At 62.6% G+C, this 16,405-nt stretch carries 25 protein-coding genes; 13 read left to right on the top strand and 12 right to left on the bottom strand.

Features of this window, described 5'->3' with window-relative positions; all coding sequences use genetic code 11:
- The first annotated feature begins 89 nt into the window (after positions 1-89).
- The 10 genes from QTL95_RS23910 (at position 90) to QTL95_RS23865 (ending at position 5,383) form a co-directional block, all read left to right on the top strand.
- On the top strand, positions 90-812 hold the full coding sequence (locus QTL95_RS23910; RefSeq protein WP_289722362.1) for a DUF1045 domain-containing protein: 723 nt from the start codon (positions 90-92) through the stop codon (positions 810-812).
- Positions 813-921: 109 nt separating this feature from the next.
- Positions 922-1,845 carry an allantoinase PuuE gene (gene puuE / locus QTL95_RS23905; protein WP_289722361.1) on the top strand — a complete coding sequence of 308 codons (924 nt, stop codon included), beginning with the start codon at positions 922-924 and terminating at the stop codon, positions 1,843-1,845.
- Positions 1,845-2,342 carry a 2-oxo-4-hydroxy-4-carboxy-5-ureidoimidazoline decarboxylase gene (gene uraD, locus QTL95_RS23900; RefSeq protein WP_289722360.1) on the top strand — a complete coding sequence of 166 codons (498 nt, stop codon included), beginning with the start codon at positions 1,845-1,847 and terminating at the stop codon, positions 2,340-2,342. Before puuE ends, uraD begins: the two co-directional genes overlap by 1 nt.
- A gap of 62 nt (positions 2,343-2,404) precedes the next feature.
- Positions 2,405-2,698 carry a nucleotidyltransferase family protein gene (locus tag QTL95_RS23895; RefSeq protein ID WP_289722359.1) on the top strand — a complete coding sequence of 98 codons (294 nt, stop codon included), beginning with the start codon at positions 2,405-2,407 and terminating at the stop codon, positions 2,696-2,698.
- Positions 2,695-3,057, top strand: coding sequence for a HepT-like ribonuclease domain-containing protein (locus QTL95_RS23890; protein WP_289722358.1), 363 nt, complete (start codon positions 2,695-2,697; stop codon positions 3,055-3,057). The genes QTL95_RS23895 and QTL95_RS23890 overlap by 4 nt, the downstream gene beginning before the upstream one ends.
- A 70-nt stretch (positions 3,058-3,127) precedes the next feature.
- The gene (locus QTL95_RS23885) at positions 3,128-3,421 is read left to right on the top strand and encodes a nucleotidyltransferase family protein (RefSeq protein ID WP_289722357.1); all 294 of its coding nucleotides are present in this window, start codon (positions 3,128-3,130) and stop codon (positions 3,419-3,421) included.
- The gene (locus tag QTL95_RS23880; protein WP_289722356.1) at positions 3,418-3,780 is read left to right on the top strand and encodes a HepT-like ribonuclease domain-containing protein; all 363 of its coding nucleotides are present in this window, start codon (positions 3,418-3,420) and stop codon (positions 3,778-3,780) included. Before QTL95_RS23885 ends, QTL95_RS23880 begins: the two co-directional genes overlap by 4 nt.
- Positions 3,781-3,785: 5 nt before the next feature.
- Positions 3,786-4,286 carry an ureidoglycolate lyase gene (locus tag QTL95_RS23875; protein ID WP_289722461.1) on the top strand — a complete coding sequence of 167 codons (501 nt, stop codon included), beginning with the start codon at positions 3,786-3,788 and terminating at the stop codon, positions 4,284-4,286.
- Positions 4,283-4,639, top strand: a complete 357-nt coding sequence (uraH, locus tag QTL95_RS23870) for a hydroxyisourate hydrolase (RefSeq protein ID WP_289722355.1) — start codon at positions 4,283-4,285, stop codon at positions 4,637-4,639. Before QTL95_RS23875 ends, uraH begins: the two co-directional genes overlap by 4 nt.
- Positions 4,640-4,642: 3 nt before the next feature.
- Positions 4,643-5,383: a metallophosphoesterase family protein gene (locus tag QTL95_RS23865; RefSeq protein WP_289722354.1), complete on the top strand. Its 741-nt coding sequence runs from the start codon at positions 4,643-4,645 to the stop codon at positions 5,381-5,383.
- Between the two features lie 6 nt (positions 5,384-5,389).
- Here the strand turns inward: QTL95_RS23865 and QTL95_RS23860 are convergent, their stop codons facing one another.
- From QTL95_RS23860 to QTL95_RS23845, 4 genes are all read right to left on the bottom strand, one after another.
- The gene (locus tag QTL95_RS23860) at positions 5,390-5,794 is read right to left on the bottom strand and encodes a type II toxin-antitoxin system HicB family antitoxin (RefSeq protein ID WP_289722353.1); all 405 of its coding nucleotides are present in this window, start codon (positions 5,792-5,794) and stop codon (positions 5,390-5,392) included.
- 2 nt (positions 5,795-5,796) lie between these two features.
- The gene (locus QTL95_RS23855; RefSeq protein WP_289722352.1) at positions 5,797-5,985 is read right to left on the bottom strand and encodes a type II toxin-antitoxin system HicA family toxin; all 189 of its coding nucleotides are present in this window, start codon (positions 5,983-5,985) and stop codon (positions 5,797-5,799) included.
- Between the two features lie 43 nt (positions 5,986-6,028).
- Positions 6,029-7,171, bottom strand: coding sequence for an alpha-hydroxy acid oxidase (locus tag QTL95_RS23850; protein ID WP_289722351.1), 1,143 nt, complete (start codon positions 7,169-7,171; stop codon positions 6,029-6,031).
- 94 nt (positions 7,172-7,265) lie between these two features.
- On the bottom strand, positions 7,266-8,234 hold the full coding sequence (locus QTL95_RS23845; RefSeq protein WP_289722350.1) for a quinone oxidoreductase family protein: 969 nt from the start codon (positions 8,232-8,234) through the stop codon (positions 7,266-7,268).
- Between the two features lie 93 nt (positions 8,235-8,327).
- On the opposite strand from QTL95_RS23845, the gene QTL95_RS23840 reads away from it, so the two are divergent.
- A complete protein-coding gene (locus QTL95_RS23840; protein ID WP_289722349.1) occupies positions 8,328-9,164 on the top strand; it encodes a LysR family transcriptional regulator in 837 nt (278 codons plus the stop codon).
- A 21-nt stretch (positions 9,165-9,185) separates the two neighbouring features.
- On the opposite strand, the gene QTL95_RS23835 is transcribed toward QTL95_RS23840, so the two are convergent.
- The 6 genes from QTL95_RS23835 to QTL95_RS23810 form a co-directional block, all read right to left on the bottom strand.
- Complete coding sequence (locus tag QTL95_RS23835; protein ID WP_289722348.1) at positions 9,186-9,494, bottom strand: hypothetical protein; 309 nt, start codon at positions 9,492-9,494, stop codon at positions 9,186-9,188.
- Positions 9,495-9,679: 185 nt separating this feature from the next.
- Positions 9,680-10,987 (bottom strand): guanine deaminase, encoded by a 1,308-nt coding sequence (guaD, locus tag QTL95_RS23830; RefSeq protein WP_289722347.1) that lies wholly within the window; start codon positions 10,985-10,987, stop codon positions 9,680-9,682.
- A gap of 39 nt (positions 10,988-11,026) precedes the next feature.
- The gene (locus QTL95_RS23825; protein ID WP_289722346.1) at positions 11,027-11,491 is read right to left on the bottom strand and encodes a hypothetical protein; all 465 of its coding nucleotides are present in this window, start codon (positions 11,489-11,491) and stop codon (positions 11,027-11,029) included.
- Positions 11,488-12,732 (bottom strand): urate hydroxylase PuuD, encoded by a 1,245-nt coding sequence (puuD, locus tag QTL95_RS23820; protein WP_289722345.1) that lies wholly within the window; start codon positions 12,730-12,732, stop codon positions 11,488-11,490. The genes QTL95_RS23825 and puuD overlap by 4 nt, the downstream gene beginning before the upstream one ends.
- 96 nt (positions 12,733-12,828) lie before the next feature.
- The gene (locus QTL95_RS23815) at positions 12,829-13,467 is read right to left on the bottom strand and encodes a hypothetical protein (RefSeq protein WP_289722344.1); all 639 of its coding nucleotides are present in this window, start codon (positions 13,465-13,467) and stop codon (positions 12,829-12,831) included.
- Positions 13,467-13,808 carry a type II toxin-antitoxin system prevent-host-death family antitoxin gene (locus tag QTL95_RS23810; RefSeq protein ID WP_289722343.1) on the bottom strand — a complete coding sequence of 114 codons (342 nt, stop codon included), beginning with the start codon at positions 13,806-13,808 and terminating at the stop codon, positions 13,467-13,469. The genes QTL95_RS23815 and QTL95_RS23810 overlap by 1 nt, the downstream gene beginning before the upstream one ends.
- Before the next feature lie 235 nt (positions 13,809-14,043).
- On the opposite strand from QTL95_RS23810, the gene QTL95_RS23805 reads away from it, so the two are divergent.
- Positions 14,044-14,376 carry a hypothetical protein gene (locus QTL95_RS23805; protein ID WP_289722460.1) on the top strand — a complete coding sequence of 111 codons (333 nt, stop codon included), beginning with the start codon at positions 14,044-14,046 and terminating at the stop codon, positions 14,374-14,376.
- On the opposite strand, the gene QTL95_RS23800 is transcribed toward QTL95_RS23805, so the two are convergent.
- Entirely contained in the window at positions 14,370-15,275 is a 906-nt protein-coding gene (locus tag QTL95_RS23800) for a LysR substrate-binding domain-containing protein (RefSeq protein WP_289722342.1), read from the bottom strand. The two genes, QTL95_RS23805 and QTL95_RS23800, sit on opposite strands and share 7 nt — an antisense overlap.
- Positions 15,276-15,376: 101 nt before the next feature.
- On the opposite strand from QTL95_RS23800, the gene QTL95_RS23795 reads away from it, so the two are divergent.
- Complete coding sequence (locus QTL95_RS23795; protein WP_289722341.1) at positions 15,377-15,592, top strand: hypothetical protein; 216 nt, start codon at positions 15,377-15,379, stop codon at positions 15,590-15,592.
- On the opposite strand, the gene xdhC is transcribed toward QTL95_RS23795, so the two are convergent.
- Positions 15,565-16,383, bottom strand: a complete 819-nt coding sequence (gene xdhC / locus QTL95_RS23790) for a xanthine dehydrogenase accessory protein XdhC (protein ID WP_289722340.1) — start codon at positions 16,381-16,383, stop codon at positions 15,565-15,567. The genes QTL95_RS23795 and xdhC overlap by 28 nt on opposite strands.
- Positions 16,384-16,405: the final 22 nt, after the last annotated feature.

Below are 16,405 nucleotides of genomic sequence, written 5' to 3'. Positions count from 1 at the left end.
CGTCAATCTGTCACGCAAATCACCTATCTGCTTGCGCATTGACGCGGCGGAATCGGCTGTCGCGCAGGCTCGAGCACGGAGACGGCCACATGCGATACGCCATTTGCTTTACGCCCGCCGCGAGTGCTCCGCTCTCCCATGTGGCGGCGAACTGGCTGGGCCGGAACGTCTTTTCCGGGGAGATCGTCGAGCCGCTGGCCATCCGCGGCCTCGGTATCCACGAGATCGCCTTTCACACAGCGATGCCGCGGCGCTACGGTTTCCATGGCGTGCTGAAGGCGCCGTTCCGGCTGTCAGCCGAGGTGACCGAGGCGCAACTTTTGCGCGATCTCATGCGCTTCTGTGGCACGCAAACGCCGTTCAACATCAAAAGGCTCGAGGTCGCCCGCACCGGCGGTTTCTACAGCCTCGTGCCGTCGCTGCCCTGCGAGCATGTGCATTATCTGGCCTCGGCGATCGTGCAGCAGTTCGACCATTACCGCGCGCCGCTCAGCGAGGCGGATATCGAACGCAGCGACCCCGACGGGCTGTCGGCTGCGCAATTCGCCAATCTGCATCGCTGGGGCTGCCCCTATGTGATGGACGAATTCCGGTTCCACATGCCGCTGACGGGGCCTGTGGGCCACACCGACATGCCGCGCATCGAATATGCATTGCGCGGTGTATTCGATCCGGTTCTGACCGAGCCGGTCAAGGTTTCCAACGTCGCGCTGATGATCGAGGAAGGCACCGGCGGGCCGTTCCGGGTGCATTCGCTGCACCCGATGGGCAAGGTCAGCGCCCGTCGCAGCCAGGAAGCAGTGCTCGCCTGAGCGGGAGCCAAGTGGTTGTGCCATAAAGGCAAAACTCTGTTGCGTACTTTCCGTCTCGACATTCCGTCCTCGGATGCTACCGTTCCCCGACTTTGTGGAAGGTGATTTCATGGTATCCGAGACTTACCCGCGCAATCTGGTCGGCTACGGCCGCAACACGCCCGATCCGAAATGGCCCGGCGGCGCCAATATCGCCGTGCAGTTCGTGATCAACTACGAGGAAGGCGGCGAGAGCTGCATTCTGGATGGCGATGCAGCGTCCGAGAATCTGCTGTCGGAAATCGTTGGCGGCGCCGCGTGGCCGGGGCAACGCAACCTGAACATGGAATCGATCTACGAATACGGCTCGCGAGCCGGTTTCTGGCGGCTCTTCCGGATGTTCACCGAGCTCAAGGTGCAGGCGACCGTCTATGGCGTGACGCTTGCCATGGCGCGCAACCCCGAGGCGGTGGCAGCAATGAAGGAAGCCGGCTGGGAGATCGCCAGCCACGGCTATCGATGGCTGGAATACAAGGATTTCCAGGAAGACCTTGAGCGCAAGCACATTCTGGAAGCCGTGCGTTTGCATACCGAGCTCACCGGCGAGCGGCCATACGGCATGTACCAAGGCAAGCCATCGGACAACACGCTCCGGCTGGTGCAGGAGGAAGGCGGCTTCCTCTACTCGTCGGACAGCTATGCCGACGATCTGCCCTTCTGGGTCAAAGGCGCCGACGACAAGCCGTTCCTGATCATTCCCTATACGCTCGAAACCAACGACATGCGCTTCGCGACGCCGCAGGGCTTCAACTCGGGCGACCAGTTCTTCACCTATCTGAAGGATGCCTTCGACACGCTCTATGAAGAGGGCGAGGCGGGCAGCCCGAAGATGATGTCGATCGGCCTGCATTGCCGCCTCGTCGGCCGTCCGGGCCGCGCGGCGGCGCTGAAGCGCTTCATGCAATATGTGCTGGAGCACGAGAAGGTGTGGATCCCCCGCCGCATCGAGATCGCCGAACACTGGCACAAGCACCACAAGCCGGAGACCATCTGATGATTGCACGCGACGAATTCATCTCCCGTTTCGGCGGCGTCTTCGAGCACTCGCCCTTCATCGCCGAACGGGCCTTCGACGACGGTTTCGTCGGCGAGACGCTCGATGTCGACCGCGTGCACACGGCGCTGGTGGCGATCTTCCGCGCCGCGAGCCCGGAGGAACGCCTCGGCGTTCTGCGCGCCCACCCCGACCTCGCCGGTCGCCTGGCAATCGCGGGCGAACTGACCGAGGACAGCAAGAAGGAACAGGCCGGCGCCGGCCTCGACCGGCTGAGCCCCGAGGAGCACCAGCGCTTCACCGAGCTCAACCGCGCCTATGTCGAGAAATTCGGCTTTCCGTTCATCATAGCGGTGAAGGGTCTCGACAAGGATGACATCCTGGCCGCCTTCGAAAAGCGTATCGACAATAGTCGCGACGAAGAATTCGAAACCGCGACGGCGCAGGTGGAGCGCATCGCGCTGTTGAGGCTCGAAGCGCTGCTGCCGACACGCTAAGCGCCACCGCTTTTCTCTTGTCGATCCTCCGCTTATAGTCGTCGCCCAGGAGCGTGAAGACGATGAGACCATCCGAGGTTCTGGAGCAGAATAGGCAGGCGATCCGCGAGGCGACCAAGCGCTTCAACGCGGCGAACCCGCGTGTGTTTGGCTCGGTTGCGCGCGGCGAGGATCGGATGGATAGCGATCTGGATATTCTGGTGGACGCGTTGCCCGGAAGCACGCTGCTGACGCTGGGCGGTTTACAGGATGCGCTCGATCAGATGATGCTTGGCACCGAGGTGCATTTGCTGACCCCAGGTGACTTTCCCGAAGATGTGCGCCGTGAGGTGCTGAACGAAGCAAAGCCGATATGAGCCCGGAGCGGATCGCCAAGCTTCTCGATCGTATGAGGCAGGCGGCGGCCGATGCGCATGGCATGATCGCAAACGTCAGTAGGGAAGAGTTCCTCGACAATCTTGTCCTGCAGCGGGCCGTGGGCATGAGCCTGCTGATGGCTTCGGAGATCGCATCGCAACTCCTGAGGGCGCATCCGGAGTTCGTATCCGAGCACTCGGAATTCCCTTGGGCAGCCATGCGCGGGATGCGCAATCGCATTGCTCACGAATATTTCGACATTGATTTGGACAAGGTATGGGCCACCGCGAAGGATGATGTGCCCAATCTGCTGGCGGCGCTCGATTTGGTTCGCAGTTGGCGAATGCAGGGTGAGTAGTCGGCGGTCTCGAAGACCGCTTTTCTCTTTTCAACCTGCCGCCTATAGTCGTCGCACAGGAGCGAAGACGATGAGACCATCCGAGGTGCTGGAGCAAAACAGGCAGGCGATCCGCGAAGCGACCAAGCGCTTCAACGCGGCGAACCCGCGCGTCTTCGGCTCGGTGGCGCGGGGCGAGGATCGGACGGATAGCGATCTTGATATTCTCGTCGATACGCTGCCGGGGACGTCTCTTTTCGATCTCGGCGGATTGCTCGAAGAGTTGAAGGACATCATGCAGGGAACGGATATCCATCTCATGGTCCCCGGGGACTTCCCTGAAAGGGTACGCGCACGCGTTCTCAGCGAGGCCAAGCCGATATGAATTCGGATTGGCTGCGATCCTATCTCGACCAGATGGAACAGGTTTCTCTGGAGATCGGCGATTTCGTGAAGGGAACGTCCAAGGAAGCGTTTCTTGAAGACGTGCTGAAGCAGCGTGCCGTCGGCATGAACCTGCTGATGATCGGCGAGATCGTCACACGGTTGACCGAGGAGTTTCCGGAGGTCGTCGCAGCCCATCCGGAAGTCCCCTGGATCAAGATGCGCGGAATGCGAAACAGGATCGCGCACGGCTATTTCAATATCGACCTCGAGACGGTCTGGGATACGGCCACGAACAATATTCCCGAGCTGATCGATACACTCCACATGCTACGCCACTGGCGCATACAAGGCGAATGACCGACGTGACAGACTTCCTCGATATCCAGCCGCTCACCAAAGCCGCCTTCGCGCCCTTCGGCGAGGTCATCGAAGCCGACGCGGCGACGATGCGGTATATCAACAACGGCACCACGGAGCGGTTCCATGCACTCGCTTCGGCCGATGTGGTGGGCGAGGGCGCGCGTGTGATCATCAACCTGTTTCGCGGGCAGCCGCGCGACTTTCCCTATGAAGTCGGGATGATGGAGCGGCATCCTTTCGGTAGCCAGAGCTTTTCGCCGATCTCGGGGCGGCCGTTTCTGGTCGTCGTATCCGAGGACGAGGGCGGCAGGCCGGGGCGTCCGCAGGTGTTTCTGGCGCGCGGCGACCAGGGCGTGAACTATGGGCGCAATGTCTGGCATCATCCCTTGATGTCGCTTGGCGCGGTCAGCGATTTCCTGGTCGTCGACCGCGACGGGCCGGGCAACAATCTGGAAGAATATTTTTTCGACACTCCCTTTGTCATCAGCGAGCCCATTTCATGACCGGATTGACCACCCATGTCCTCGACACCGCCTCCGGCAAGCCGGCCGAGGGGCTGAAGATCGAGCTTTTCCATATCGATGCCGATGTCCGCCGGCACGTGAAGACCGTCGTCACCAATGCCGATGGCCGCGTCGATGGCGGACCGATCCTTGTCGGCGAGAGCTTCAAGGCCGGGACTTACGAGCTTCTTTTTCATGCTGGCGATTATCTGCGCGGCACCGGCGTGGCGCTGCCGCATCCCGCCTTCCTCGACCTCGTGCCGATCCGCTTCGGCATCGCCGACGAGAGCGCGCATTATCACGTGCCGCTCCTGATCTCGCCCTACGGCTACGCGACCTACCGCGGGAGCTGAGCGATGCGTTTTGCCGCGATTGCCGATGTGCATGGCAACCACCTGGCGCTTCATGCCGTGCTGGCCGATATCGAGGCGCTCGGGATTTCCGAGATCGTCAATCTCGGTGATTGCCTGAGCGGGCCGCTCGAGGCGGGCAAGACGGCGGACCGACTGATGTCGCTCAATGCCCTCACGGTGCGCGGCAACCACGACCGCTACCTGATCGAAAGCCCCGCTGACGCCATGCCATCGTGGGAGCAGCATGCCTACCGGCAATTGTCCGCCGAGCATCTCGGCTGGCTGCGCGGGCTGCCGTTCAGCGCCGTCTATCGCGACGAGGTCTATCTCTGCCACGCCACACCTGGGCATGACGAAACCTATTGGCTAGAGAGCGTCTCGCCTGATGGTCACGTCTTCCTGAAGCCTATCGAGGAGATCGAGGCGCTGGCCGAGGGCATCGATCATCCGCTGATCCTCTGCGGCCACAGCCATGTGCCGCGCATGGTCCGTCTTCGCGACGGAAGACTGATCGCCAATCCCGGCAGCGTCGGTTGCCCCGGTTACAGCGACGACGCGCCCTATCAGCACAAGGTCGAGGCCGGACATCCGCTGGCCTCCTACTGCATCATCGAGAAGACCGCGTCCGGCTTCGCGCCGCAGTTCCGGACGGTCGCCTATGACCACATGGCGATGTCTCGGCTTGCGCGGGAGAACGGTCGCGGCAGCTGGGCCAGCGCACTGGCAACGGGCTGGGTGAGGTAAGCTAAGCTAAGCCACCGCGTTGCGCTCGATCTCATGCTTCGCGGCCTTGGCGAGAAAGGCCGAACGCGACAGGCCGGCCGCGGCAGCGACGGCGTCGATGCGGGCCAGGACATCTTCCGGCAGCGTCACGTTGATACGCACCGCCCTGCTGGACGCGGCTTTCAGCGAGACCAGAACGGCGACGCCGTCCTTATTCTCCGGGTTGGCCATGACCGTTTCGAGCGAAGAGGGTTGCGGAAGCGTCTCGCCATCCTCAATCAGTCCCTCGACGTGAAATGCCAAGGCCTCCTCGGCCATTTCGCGCGCCTCATCCAGCGTCGCGCCAGCTGTTACCGCGCCGGGGAAGTCGGGAAAAGAGACGCCATAGTCGCTCTCGGCGTCCTTGTGGATCAGTCCAATATAGTTGCGCATGATCACCTCAACTTCAGGCCCGACTGCCTCTCGATGCTCCGCAGCGTCCCGATCGGAATGTCCCGTTTGGGATGCGGCACAGTCACTCGGCCCGATTTCTCCGCATGTTTGAACTGGGCATGGCTGCCCTTACGGCCGACCTCGAACCAGCCGGCTTTCTGCAGCAGGGCAATGACGTCGGTGCTCTTCATTGAGGCGAATCATACACAATCGTGTGTATAATTCAAATGGCGCCTACTGCCGTCCCGCGATAACCGACGAGTTCACGTCCTTGATGTCGCGCTTGCCGCACAGGGCCATGGTGATGTCCATCTCCTTGCGCAGGATGCCGAGTGCCAGCGTCACGCCTTCCTTGCCCATGGCGCCCAAACCATAGAGGAAGGGGCGGCCGATATAGGTGCCCTTGGCGCCGAGCGCCACCGCCTTCAGCACGTCCTGGCCGGAGCGGATGCCGCCGTCGAGATGGACTTCGATCCTGTCGCCGACGGCGTCTACGATCGAGGGCAGCATGCTGATCGAGGAGGGGGCGCCGTCGAGCTGGCGGCCGCCGTGGTTGGAGACGATAATGGCGTCGGCGCCGGTGTCGGCGGCGGCCTTCGCGTCGTCGACGTCGCAAATCCCCTTGATGATCAACGGGCCGCCCCACTGTTCCTTGATCCAGGCGACATCGGCCCAGGAGAGCTGCGGGTCGAACTGCTCGGCGGTCCAGGACGACAGCGAGGAGAGGTCGGAGACGTTCTTGGCGTGGCCGACGATGTTGCCGAAGGAGCGACGCTTGGTCTGCAGCATGTCGAGGCACCAGAAGGGGCGCGTTGCCATCTGCCAGATGTGCTTGGGCGTGAACTTCGGTGGCGCCGAGAGGCCGTTGCGCAGGTCCTTGTGGCGCTGGCCAAGGATCTGCAGGTCGGCGGTCAGGACCAGCGCCGAGCACTTGGCGGCCTTGGCGCGGTTGATCAGGTTCAGCACGAAATCCTTGTCCTTCATGACGTAGAGCTGGAACCAGAAGGGCTTGCTGGTCACCGATGCGACGTCCTCGATCGAGCAGATGCTCATGGTCGAGAGCGTGAAAGGGACGCCGAATTCTTCGGCCGCGCGCGCCGCCAGCATCTCTCCGTCCGCGTGCTGCATGCCGGTCATGCCTGTCGGCGCGAGAGCGACTGGCATCGATACCTTCTGGCCGACCATGGTCGTCTCAAGCGTGCGGTTCGTCATGTCGACGAGAACGCGCTGACGCAGACCAATCTTGGCGAAATCGCTCTCATTCGCCCTGTAGGTCTGCTCGGTCCAGGCGCCGGAGTCGGCATAGTCGAAGAACATCTTGGGGACGCGGCGCTGGGCCAGGGACTTCAGATCGGCAATGGTGAGAGGCGTGGCCATGGATAAGACTTTCACATCTGAATAATGCAACCGGCCATACCACATAAAAATTCCGTCCGAAACGGTATCTTTGCCTCTCCTCCATGTGTCCTGATTAGGGGATCAGAAGCAGGCTGCCGCTGCTCCTCCCGGCTTCCAGCTCCGTGTGGGCGGCGGCGGCGTCGGCAAGGGCGAATTCGCGGATTGGAAGTGTCAGAACGCCAAGTCTTAGGGCCTCGATCGCGGCTGTGGCAGCCTCGACGTAGAAGACTGGATCTGTACTGGCAGCCATGATGCTCGGATGCGACAAAGACTTGTTCGGGCGCAACGCTTCCATCGGCACCGGCGGTATCGGCCCGGCCGCCTGGCCATAGCTCGCGGCCATGCCGAAGGGGCGGACGCACTGGATGGTTTTCGCCAGCATCGCGCCACCGATGCCGTCATAGCCGACATCGACGCCGCGCCCTGATGTCAGCGCCATGACTTCGGCAACCAGATCGGCGTTGCGGCCGATCACGAGATGGTCGGCGCCGCTGGCGCGGGCCAATGCCGCCTTTTCCTCGTTGCTGACGGTGCCGATTACGGTCGCGCCCAGGTGCTTGGCCCAGCGCACCAAAAGCGTGCCGAGACCGCCGGCGGCGGCATGCACCAGGATGGTGCTCTCCGGCGTCACGGTATGGATGCGGTGGAGCAGCATGTAAGCCGTCATGCCCTTGAGCATCATGGCGGCAGCCTGCTTCGACGCGACGTCATCGGCTAGGCGGATCGCCCGCTGTGCCGGTAGCAGGCGGGTCGTGGCATAGCCGCCGACGGGGGCGCCCATGTAGACGACGCGGTCGCCGGGCGAAACGGCCGTCACCGCAGAACCCACCGCTTCGACCACGCCGGCGCCTTCCGCGCCGATGACGGCCGGATATGCGGGAAGCGGATAGAGACCCCTACGGTGATAAATATCCAGGAAGTTGACGCCAATGGCATCGTGACGGATGCGGATTTCGCCCGGTCCCGGTGTCTGCGGCTCCTGCGGCGTAACCTGTAGCTGCTCGATACCGCCGGGGGCGGCGAGGGTGATTGCGATATCCATGTCCGGTCTCCTGCTTGTCTGCAGGTGAAGATGCGGGATGGAAGGATGATTGAAAATTCCCTATAGTTTCACAGTAGATGGGAAGAAATTAACATGCTGGATTGGGAAGACCTTCGCCACCTGCTGGCGCTGTCGCAGACAGGCACCTTGTCGGGTGCGGCCCGGATGCTGGCGGTCGAGCATGCGACGGTATCGCGCCGGGTGGCGCATCTGGAGCGCGCGATCGGCGCACGATTGGTCGATCGGCGCGGCCGGCGCGTCCAGCTGACGGCGGAGGGCGAGCGCGTTGCCGCGATCGCCGAGCGCATGAGCGCCGATGCCATGACGATTGCGCGCGGCGGTATCGGCGCCGATCAAACCCATGTCGGCGAGGTCCGGATCAGCGCGCCGCCGGCCTATGCCGGCGCGGTTCTGGCGCCTTCGCTGGTGCGGCTCAGGCAGCGCCACCCCGGTATCCGCGTTACGGTGATCGGCGAGACGCGCTATGCCTCCCTTGGACGGCGCGAGGCCGATATCGCGCTGAGGCTCAGTCGGCCGGAGAGCGGCGATCTCACTGTGACGAAAGTCGGCGAAGTGGGCTTTCACGCCTATGCGGCATCAGATTATGCCGAGGCGGTCGACGAGCGCGACTGGACGTTCGTCGGTTACGACGAGGCGATGGCCTCGTCGCCGCAGGAGGAACGGCTGGCCGCAATCGCCGCCGGCCGGCCAATCGCGATCCGGGCTTCGACGCTCGAATTGCAGGTGGCGGCGGTGAAGGCCGGCGGCGGCCTCGCGCTACTGCCCGATTTCATCGCCGAGGGGCAGGGATTGACACGGCTGGCGCTGGACGGCGCAGCGATCACGCGCGATCTCTGGCTGGTCGTTCACACCGATATCAAGGACGTGCCTCTGGGGAGGGCGGTGACGGACGCGTTGCGCGCGCGGTGAAGCGGGAATGCCGGCAGGCGGCTATCTCCGTATGCGGCGAAAGTCCGCGACGCGGCCATTCCGGCTGTCGAGCGAAATTTCGAAACGCTGGATACCACGCCATGCGCGGTAGACGAAGAAGCGACCGCGGCAATCTATGCGGCGCACGTCCCTGAAGCCACGGTCGCGGATCCGCCATTCCCCCTCGCGGCAGGTGATCGGCCGCCCGCGGTTGAGGTTGGTACCGATATTGATGTTGATCGTAACGGCGTGCGCCGGGGTCGGGACCGCAAGCGGCGCCGCAAGCAGGCAGAAAACATATCCGAGTGCTATGGCTGTGTTCGTGCGCATGATTCCCTCCAGCAATCCCGCCGATTCATCAACTAGGACACGTCCGGCAGTCATCAAGCTGCGAGGGAGCGGAACGTTCGGTTCCAGAGCAATTCCGCTTCTCTTTGAATCGCGGAACAGCTCTATCCTTTTGTTTTCAGGCAATTTCGGACGGGAAGCTGCTTCGCACTTTTCCTGGAACTGCTCTAGATCGCAGCCTTCGCCGCCGCACCCGCCACGTAGGTCTCTACGATCGCCCGGTCGTCGCCCATGGTCTGCAGCAGGAAGAGCTCTTCCGGCAGCGTCTTCACCACTTCCATCTTCAGCGCCATGGCCGGTGTTGCGCCTGCGTTGAGGATCACCACGTCGGCATCCGTGCCCTTATCGAGCGTGCCGATGCGATCGGCAAGCGAGAGGGACTGGGCGTTGCCAAGCGTCATCAGGTAGTAGCTTTCCAGCGGGTTCAGGCGCTCGCCGAGCAGCTGCTGGATCTTGTAGGCCTCGTCCATGGTGCGCAGCATGGAATAACTCGACCCACCGCCGATATCGGTGGCGACGCCGATCCTGACCGGCTTGTCGCGGCGCATGAGCGCCTTCAGCGGAAACAGTCCGGAGCCGAGGAAGAGGTTGGAGGTCGGGCAGTGGACGGCGATGGAGCCGGCCTCGCTCATGGCGTCCGCCTCGCGCTCAGACAGGTGGATGCAGTGGCCGAAGAGCGTCTTGTCGCCGAGCAGGCCGTAGCGGGCGTAGATGTCTGTGTAATCGATCGCCTCTGGATAGAGTTCGCAGGTAAACCTGATCTCGTCGTGATTCTCGGAGAGGTGCGTCTGGATGTGCAGGTCGGGGAATTCGCGGGCGAGCGCCTGCGTCGCCTCCATCTGCTGCGGCGTCGAGGTGATGGCGAAGCGCGGAGTGATGGCGACGTGATTGCGGCCCTTGCCGTGCCAGTCGGCGATGATCTGGCGGGTCTCGTCATAGCCCATCTCAGGCGTGTCGAGCAGGCCCTGCGGGGCGTTGCGGTCCATCATCACCTTGCCGCCGACCATGCGCATGTTGCGCTTCATGGCTTCCGCGAAGAACGCGTCGGCGGAGGTCTTGTGCACGGAGCAGTAGGCGACGGCCGTCGTCGTGCCGTGACGGATCAGTTCGTCGTAGAAATGCGTGGCGATACGCTGAGCATGCGCGCTTTCGACGAAGCGGCATTCCTCGGGGAAGGTATAGGTGTTCAGCCACTCGAGAAGATTGGCGGCGTAGGAGGCGATCACCTGCATCTGCGGGACGTGCAGGTGCATGTCGATGAACCCGGGCATGATCAGATGCGGGCGGTGGTCGATCTCGACAGTATCGGCTGCGGCCTTCGCCTTGACCTCGGCATAGGGGCCGCTCTCGACGATGACGCCGTTTTCCATCAGCAGGCCGCCGTCGGTCTCGTAGCGATAGCTTTCGCTGTCGGTGAGGCGTTGGGGTGCCCTGACGAAGGAGAGCAGGCGGCCGCGAAGAAGGGTTTGGGTCATGGGCGTCTCGCCTTTATCGATTGCATGTCGTCGTCTGTGTTAGGGAGCGGGGCCGGCGGGGATTGCCGCCACCGACGCGGCGCAGCCGTATAGTGTCTTGCCCTGAAATACCAGCTTTGCCGCGAGATCGTAACGCCGGGCGGATGCGCCGTCGACGCATTCCACGCGGGTGAGCGTCAGGGTGAAGGGATAGGGCTGGTGGGGGATGCTCCATGTGGCGCTGCGTTTGGCCATCGCCGTCGGGCCGGGGTTTATGGTGATGATGTCGTTCTTGCCGGCCCGGCTGAGGGTGAGTTGGCCGTCGCGGATGCTGAGCGCCCAGAAAGGGCCGGTGCCCAGAGCATTGAAGTCACCCCATATATCGCGAGCGGCATTGCCGGGTACGGTGCCGGTTTTCACGTCTTCCTGCTTGGCGATGGCCTCCTCCGCTGCAGCTTCCGTCCATGTCTGCCCGAGAAGGGCGAGAATATTGACCAGAAGCAGAGGGCGGAGGCCTTTGATCATTCGCGCTTGCCCTCGACCGCGCTTTCGAACCAGGCGACGAGCAGCTTGCGCTCATCCGGCGTTATGTCGGTGATGTTGCCCGGCGGCATGGCGTGGCTGCGGCCGGCCTGGATATAGATCTCGCGGGCGTGCGCGGCGATCTCGGCGTCGTTTTCGAGAATCACGTTCTTCGGCGGTCGCGCCAGGCCTTCATAGACGGGCTCGGCGGCATGGCACATGGAACAGCGGGTGCCGATGAGTTGCTTGACGGCAGGGAAGTGCGGATCGCCGGCGAACTGCTGGAAGGCAGGAGCGACGGTTTCCGCCGCGGCGTCCTTCTCGCCGGTCAGCACCTTGGGAACGGTGGAAAGCCACATGATCAGGACGAACAGGATGGCGGTGGCAAGCCACGTCCAGGTCGGGCGGCCCTTGCGGGCATGGGTGGTGTTGAACCAGTGGCGGATGGTGACGCCCATCAGGAAGACAAGTGCTGCGATCACCCAGTTATAGGCGGTGCCGAAGGCCAGCGGATAGTGGTTCGACAGCATGAAGAAGATGACGGGCAGCGTCAGGTAGTTGTTGTGCAGCGAGCGCTGCTTGGCGATCGCGCCATACTTCGCATCCGGCGTGCGGCCGGCGATCAGGTCGGCGACGACGATCTTCTGGTTGGGGATGATGATCATGAAGACGTTGGCCGACATGATCGTGGCGGTAAAGGCGCCGAGATGCAGGAAGGCGGCGCGGCCGGTGAAGAGCTGCGTATAGCCCCAGGCCATGAAAACAAGCACTGCATAGAGCACCACCATCAAGCCCCAGGTGTTCCTGCCGATCGGCGACTTGCAGAGCAGGTCGTAGACGATCCAGCCGACGGCGAGCGAGGCGAGCGAGATGGCGATCGCGACCGGCGCGCTGACGTCGAGCACGTGGCGATCGATCAGGAACAGATCGGCGCCGCCGTAATAGACGATACAGAGCATCAGGAAGCCGGAGAGCCATGTGAAATAGCTCTCGTACTTGAACCAGGTCAGGTGCTCCGGCATTTGAGCCGGCGCCACCAGATATTTCTGGATATGGTAGAAACCGCCGCCATGCACCTGCCACTCCTCGCCATAGGCGCCGACGGGCAGATGCGGGCGTTTCACCAGCCCGAGATCGAGCGCGATGAAATAGAAGGACGAGCCGATCCATGCGACGGCGGTGATGACGTGGAACCAGCGGGCCGCAAAGGCCAGCCATTCCCACGCTATGGCGTATTCGTACATTCAGTTCCCCTGTTCTCTCCGATTCAGCAGTGTGCAGAATGTTTTGCCGGGAGAAAAGGGGATTAGGGCAACACTGCTGCGTTGTCGGCCTGGAAATTATGGCTTTCGGACGTAGAGGGGGTCTTCGGGCAACGGATCGGGGACTCTCGATTTTCCGTGCTCGTTCACACCGGCGCCGATCTCGATGGTCGTCCAGATATCGCGTGCGTTCTCGATACCAAACTCCGTTTCCAGCATGGCGATGAAGGCTCTGGTCGAGAGGATGTCGAGATTGAGGATTTCGGTTTGCCTCAGCACCGCACGCGCGCGACGGTCGTCGACCAGAAGGACTACGGCTTCGCTGTCTTCAACGACCGTTTCGGCGACTGAGAGAACGTCGAGAAGGCTATAGTCGCCGCGTCCGGTCCAACTCGGCTTCAGGTCCGGAACGCTGCCTCCTATGCGCCAGTTCGTCATGGCCTTTTCGTATTCACGGCCGACAGCGGTCTCCATGACCTTGATCCTGTGCCGGTTATCTTCGAACCACGCGGCGAGCAGCTTCCGTTGTCCGGTGCGGGGGTCGTCGCCGGGATCGGGATCTCGCGTCGCCTCGATTGCGACCATATCGGTGATCCAGACCTCGACCTGCGGTACGAACAGATAGTCCAATCCATCCCGGCCGGCCATCGAAAGCAGGGATAGAGGTGAGGTGTCGGGGATCAACAGGCGAGGGATGCGCGCAACCTCCTCGTCCATCAGCGCAGTCTCCAGCGGCGCATCGCGTCGTCGATTTCGCGCATGATTTCCTCGGGGTGCTTTCCATCCCTCGCGTCGCTCGCCGCCTGCTTGATATAGCCGGGATCGCGGGTGTCGTAGCCCAGCGGGTCCGCGGTCCGGCGATGAAGCGTGGGGCGGGATTTGCGCACCTCGTTCGGCACCGGCTCGCCGGCGGCCGTCTTCAGCCGAATGAACTCTTCCGCTGACATGACGACGGCTCGTGGTTGATCCCGGTTCGTCACCAGCACCGCTTCCACGTCCGCCGTTCTCAGGACATCGCCAAGGTTTTTCTGCAGGTTGATCGAGCGAATGGTCTGCATTGGTTCGCCTCCCGTCCATTTACGTAAATTTACATATCGTCGAGCTTCTCGGCAATACCTCTAATGGGCATCCGCCTCATGGTTGCATCAACTCGCCTCCTGCATCCTCCTAATATTCAGGATCGAAAATTTAGCGGCAATTGAAATGTCGGGACTCGGTTACACTTTCTTAACTGAGGCCGCCGGCTTTGTTGCAATCTGTTCGGCGGCGCATTCATCGATGGAGAAGATGCCGATGCGCAGTATTCTTATGTTTTTGATGATTGCTTTTCCTTTTGCCGCGCAGGCCCACGATGCGCCGTCCGGATGGGCCTATGAGCCCTATTGCTGCAATGGCGACAACGAGACCGGCGATTGCCAGATGATCCCGCCGAAGAGCGTGGCAGTGACGCCTCAAGGCTACCGGGTGACGCTGATGCCGGGCGACCACAGGCTCGTCACCCATGCCCATGTCTTCGTGCTGCCGATGGGGCGGGCGATGAAATCGGGCGATGGCGATTACCATCTCTGCCTGTTTCCCGATGAAAACACCCCGCGCTGCTTCTATGCACCTGAAATGGGTTACTGAGCTGCGTCCCTGTCGCGGGCGATTTCCTCCAGAATCCAGGTCCTGAACGCCTTGATCTTCGGAACGTTGCGGCGGCTTTCGGCGTAGACCAGCCAATAGCCGCGATCGTCGCTGCAGATCATCTCGAAGGGCTGATAGAGCCGCCCCTGGGCAAGCTCGTCGCCGTAGAAGGCGGGCGTCAGGATGGCGACGCCCTGGCCGGCCATCGCCGCACTCGCCTCGAATGTCTGCGAGCCGTACTGGCTGCGCGGGCGCGATTCCAGGCCGAGATCGGTCAGTCCCGCTGCCGTAAACCAGATCTGCCACCAGGGATCGGTGGCGCCGATGATCGGCAGCTTCATCAGATCCTCGGGCCTATGGATGCCGCCGATGCTCTCTGCCAGCTTCGGGCTCAGCATCGGGGTGAAGTCGACATCAAGCAGCTTGTCGGCGATCAGCCCGCGCCAGTTGCCGTCGCCGGAGCGGATGGCAACGTCGACGGATTCGCGGGTGAAGTCGATCAGCGCCTCGGAGGTCGATAGCCGCACCGCGATCGCCGGATGCCTGAGCTGGAAGGTGCCCAGGCGGCGCGCCAGCCAGTGCGAGGCGAAGGTGGCGATGGTGTTGATCAGAAGCGTCGATTCGATCTCGCCGCGCGCCTCGGCCATCGCCTCGTTCAAAAGTACGAAGGCCTCCGTCACTTTCGGCAACAGCAGTTCGCCGGTGTCGGTGAGGCTGATCTGGCGCGGACGGCGCAGGAAGAGCGGCTCGCCGATATTCTCTTCCAGCAGCTTCACCTGATAGCTGACGGCCGTCTGCGTCATGCCGAGCTCGTCGCCGGCCTTGGTGAAGCTGCCGAGCCTTGCCACGGCCTCGAAGACGCGCAGCGCATTGAGCGGAACCTGCTTGGACAGCTTCATGGATAAGTTCTCTTCATGCATGCAGTCGGTTGTTCGATTGGAATTGCAGCATTTTCAGGAGCAATCTGCAAGCCATCAGATCAGATTGTCGAGGTGATGTAATGGCTTGCGTAACGAACGAACAGACCGTCGGCCGCGTAGACCAGCCAACCCAAAGCAGGGCTTTCGAGTGGCTGGCGCATCTGTTGAGGGGACTTGCCGTCCGCCTTGCTCGGCCGGACCGGCTGGATCTCGAGGGCATGCCGGATCGCGTCAAGCGCGACCTCGGCTTCATGGATGGCCGCGAGCCCTACATCGAGGATGCGCGGGCACGGTAAGCGGCGAGCGCGGTCAGGATTTCGGCAGCGGTCATGGCGGCGATCACTTCCGGTCGCTTGTCGCGCACCTGTTGACCGCCGATCGGCAGCGTCAGCCGCTCCATCCACGCTCTCTCGCCACCCGCCTCGCGCTGCAGCCAGTTTGCGAAAGTGGCGCGCTTGGTGGCCGAGCCGATCATGCCGACATAGGCGAGATCGGTGCGGGCGAGCGCCTCGCGGGCGATCAGGAAATCCAGCGCATGGTCGTGGGTGAGGATGACGACGACGGCGCCCTCGCGCATCTCTTTCACCAACGCTTCCGGCATTGGCACGAGCCGGGCATTGATGCCTTCAGGCAGATGCGCAAGCTCGTCTTCGCGGGTCTCGATCACTGTTACGTCGAGCGGTAGCGGCGAAAGTGCCGAGGCAAGCGCGCGGCCGACATGGCCGGCGCCGAACAGCCAGACCTCCGGCCGCCGCTCGGCCTCATCGTTGCGCCTTTCCTCCAATTCACGAATCACCGCGTCCGTCACCTTGCGAAACCGCAGCTGCGTGCGGCCGCCACAGCATTGGCCGATTTCCGGCCCGAGCGGGATGTCCATCATCTCGCTGGCGTCAGCGCCCTGCAGAAGCTTGCGGGCGTTGGTGATCGCCATGAACTCGAACTGCCCACCTCCGATCGTGCCCCAGATGGTGTCGGCTGCGACCAGCATGAAGGTGCCGGTTTCGCGCGGGGTGGAGCCCTGCGTGCCGGTGATGTCGATCAGGATGGTTTCGGCGTGGGTGACGAGGAATTGGGGGAGGGTGGTCATGAGGATGCGCCGCGCTTTTGCT

This window comes from Rhizobium sp. S152 (assembly GCF_030380735.1).
Taxonomy (GTDB): domain Bacteria; phylum Pseudomonadota; class Alphaproteobacteria; order Rhizobiales; family Rhizobiaceae; genus Rhizobium.
The sequence above is the reverse complement of the archived record's forward strand: the minus strand, read 5'-3'. Positions and strand labels throughout refer to the sequence as shown.

Coding starts and splice junctions, on each gene's coding strand:
- QTL95_RS23795 (WP_289722341.1), top strand. CDS start 15,377: ATGGCTTGCGTAACGAACGAACAGACCGTCGGCCGCGTAGACCAGCCA.
- QTL95_RS23850 (WP_289722351.1), bottom strand. CDS start 7,171: ATGGCCACGCCTCTCACCATTGCCGATCTGAAGTCCCTGGCCCAGCGC.
- QTL95_RS23815 (WP_289722344.1), bottom strand. CDS start 13,467: ATGGACGAGGAGGTTGCGCGCATCCCTCGCCTGTTGATCCCCGACACC.
- xdhC (WP_289722340.1), bottom strand. CDS start 16,383: ATGACCACCCTCCCCCAATTCCTCGTCACCCACGCCGAAACCATCCTG.
- puuD (WP_289722345.1), bottom strand. CDS start 12,732: ATGTACGAATACGCCATAGCGTGGGAATGGCTGGCCTTTGCGGCCCGC.
- QTL95_RS23805 (WP_289722460.1), top strand. CDS start 14,044: ATGCGCAGTATTCTTATGTTTTTGATGATTGCTTTTCCTTTTGCCGCG.
- QTL95_RS23865 (WP_289722354.1), top strand. CDS start 4,643: ATGCGTTTTGCCGCGATTGCCGATGTGCATGGCAACCACCTGGCGCTT.
- QTL95_RS23890 (WP_289722358.1), top strand. CDS start 2,695: ATGAGCCCGGAGCGGATCGCCAAGCTTCTCGATCGTATGAGGCAGGCG.
- QTL95_RS23895 (WP_289722359.1), top strand. CDS start 2,405: ATGAGACCATCCGAGGTTCTGGAGCAGAATAGGCAGGCGATCCGCGAG.
- QTL95_RS23810 (WP_289722343.1), bottom strand. CDS start 13,808: ATGCAGACCATTCGCTCGATCAACCTGCAGAAAAACCTTGGCGATGTC.
- QTL95_RS23835 (WP_289722348.1), bottom strand. CDS start 9,494: ATGCGCACGAACACAGCCATAGCACTCGGATATGTTTTCTGCCTGCTT.
- QTL95_RS23885 (WP_289722357.1), top strand. CDS start 3,128: ATGAGACCATCCGAGGTGCTGGAGCAAAACAGGCAGGCGATCCGCGAA.
- QTL95_RS23825 (WP_289722346.1), bottom strand. CDS start 11,491: ATGATCAAAGGCCTCCGCCCTCTGCTTCTGGTCAATATTCTCGCCCTT.
- guaD (WP_289722347.1), bottom strand. CDS start 10,987: ATGACCCAAACCCTTCTTCGCGGCCGCCTGCTCTCCTTCGTCAGGGCA.
- puuE (WP_289722361.1), top strand. CDS start 922: ATGGTATCCGAGACTTACCCGCGCAATCTGGTCGGCTACGGCCGCAAC.
- QTL95_RS23800 (WP_289722342.1), bottom strand. CDS start 15,275: ATGAAGCTGTCCAAGCAGGTTCCGCTCAATGCGCTGCGCGTCTTCGAG.
- QTL95_RS23855 (WP_289722352.1), bottom strand. CDS start 5,985: ATGAAGAGCACCGACGTCATTGCCCTGCTGCAGAAAGCCGGCTGGTTC.
- QTL95_RS23910 (WP_289722362.1), top strand. CDS start 90: ATGCGATACGCCATTTGCTTTACGCCCGCCGCGAGTGCTCCGCTCTCC.
- QTL95_RS23860 (WP_289722353.1), bottom strand. CDS start 5,794: ATGCGCAACTATATTGGACTGATCCACAAGGACGCCGAGAGCGACTAT.
- QTL95_RS23845 (WP_289722350.1), bottom strand. CDS start 8,234: ATGGATATCGCAATCACCCTCGCCGCCCCCGGCGGTATCGAGCAGCTA.
- QTL95_RS23880 (WP_289722356.1), top strand. CDS start 3,418: ATGAATTCGGATTGGCTGCGATCCTATCTCGACCAGATGGAACAGGTT.
- QTL95_RS23840 (WP_289722349.1), top strand. CDS start 8,328: ATGCTGGATTGGGAAGACCTTCGCCACCTGCTGGCGCTGTCGCAGACA.
- uraD (WP_289722360.1), top strand. CDS start 1,845: ATGATTGCACGCGACGAATTCATCTCCCGTTTCGGCGGCGTCTTCGAG.
- uraH (WP_289722355.1), top strand. CDS start 4,283: ATGACCGGATTGACCACCCATGTCCTCGACACCGCCTCCGGCAAGCCG.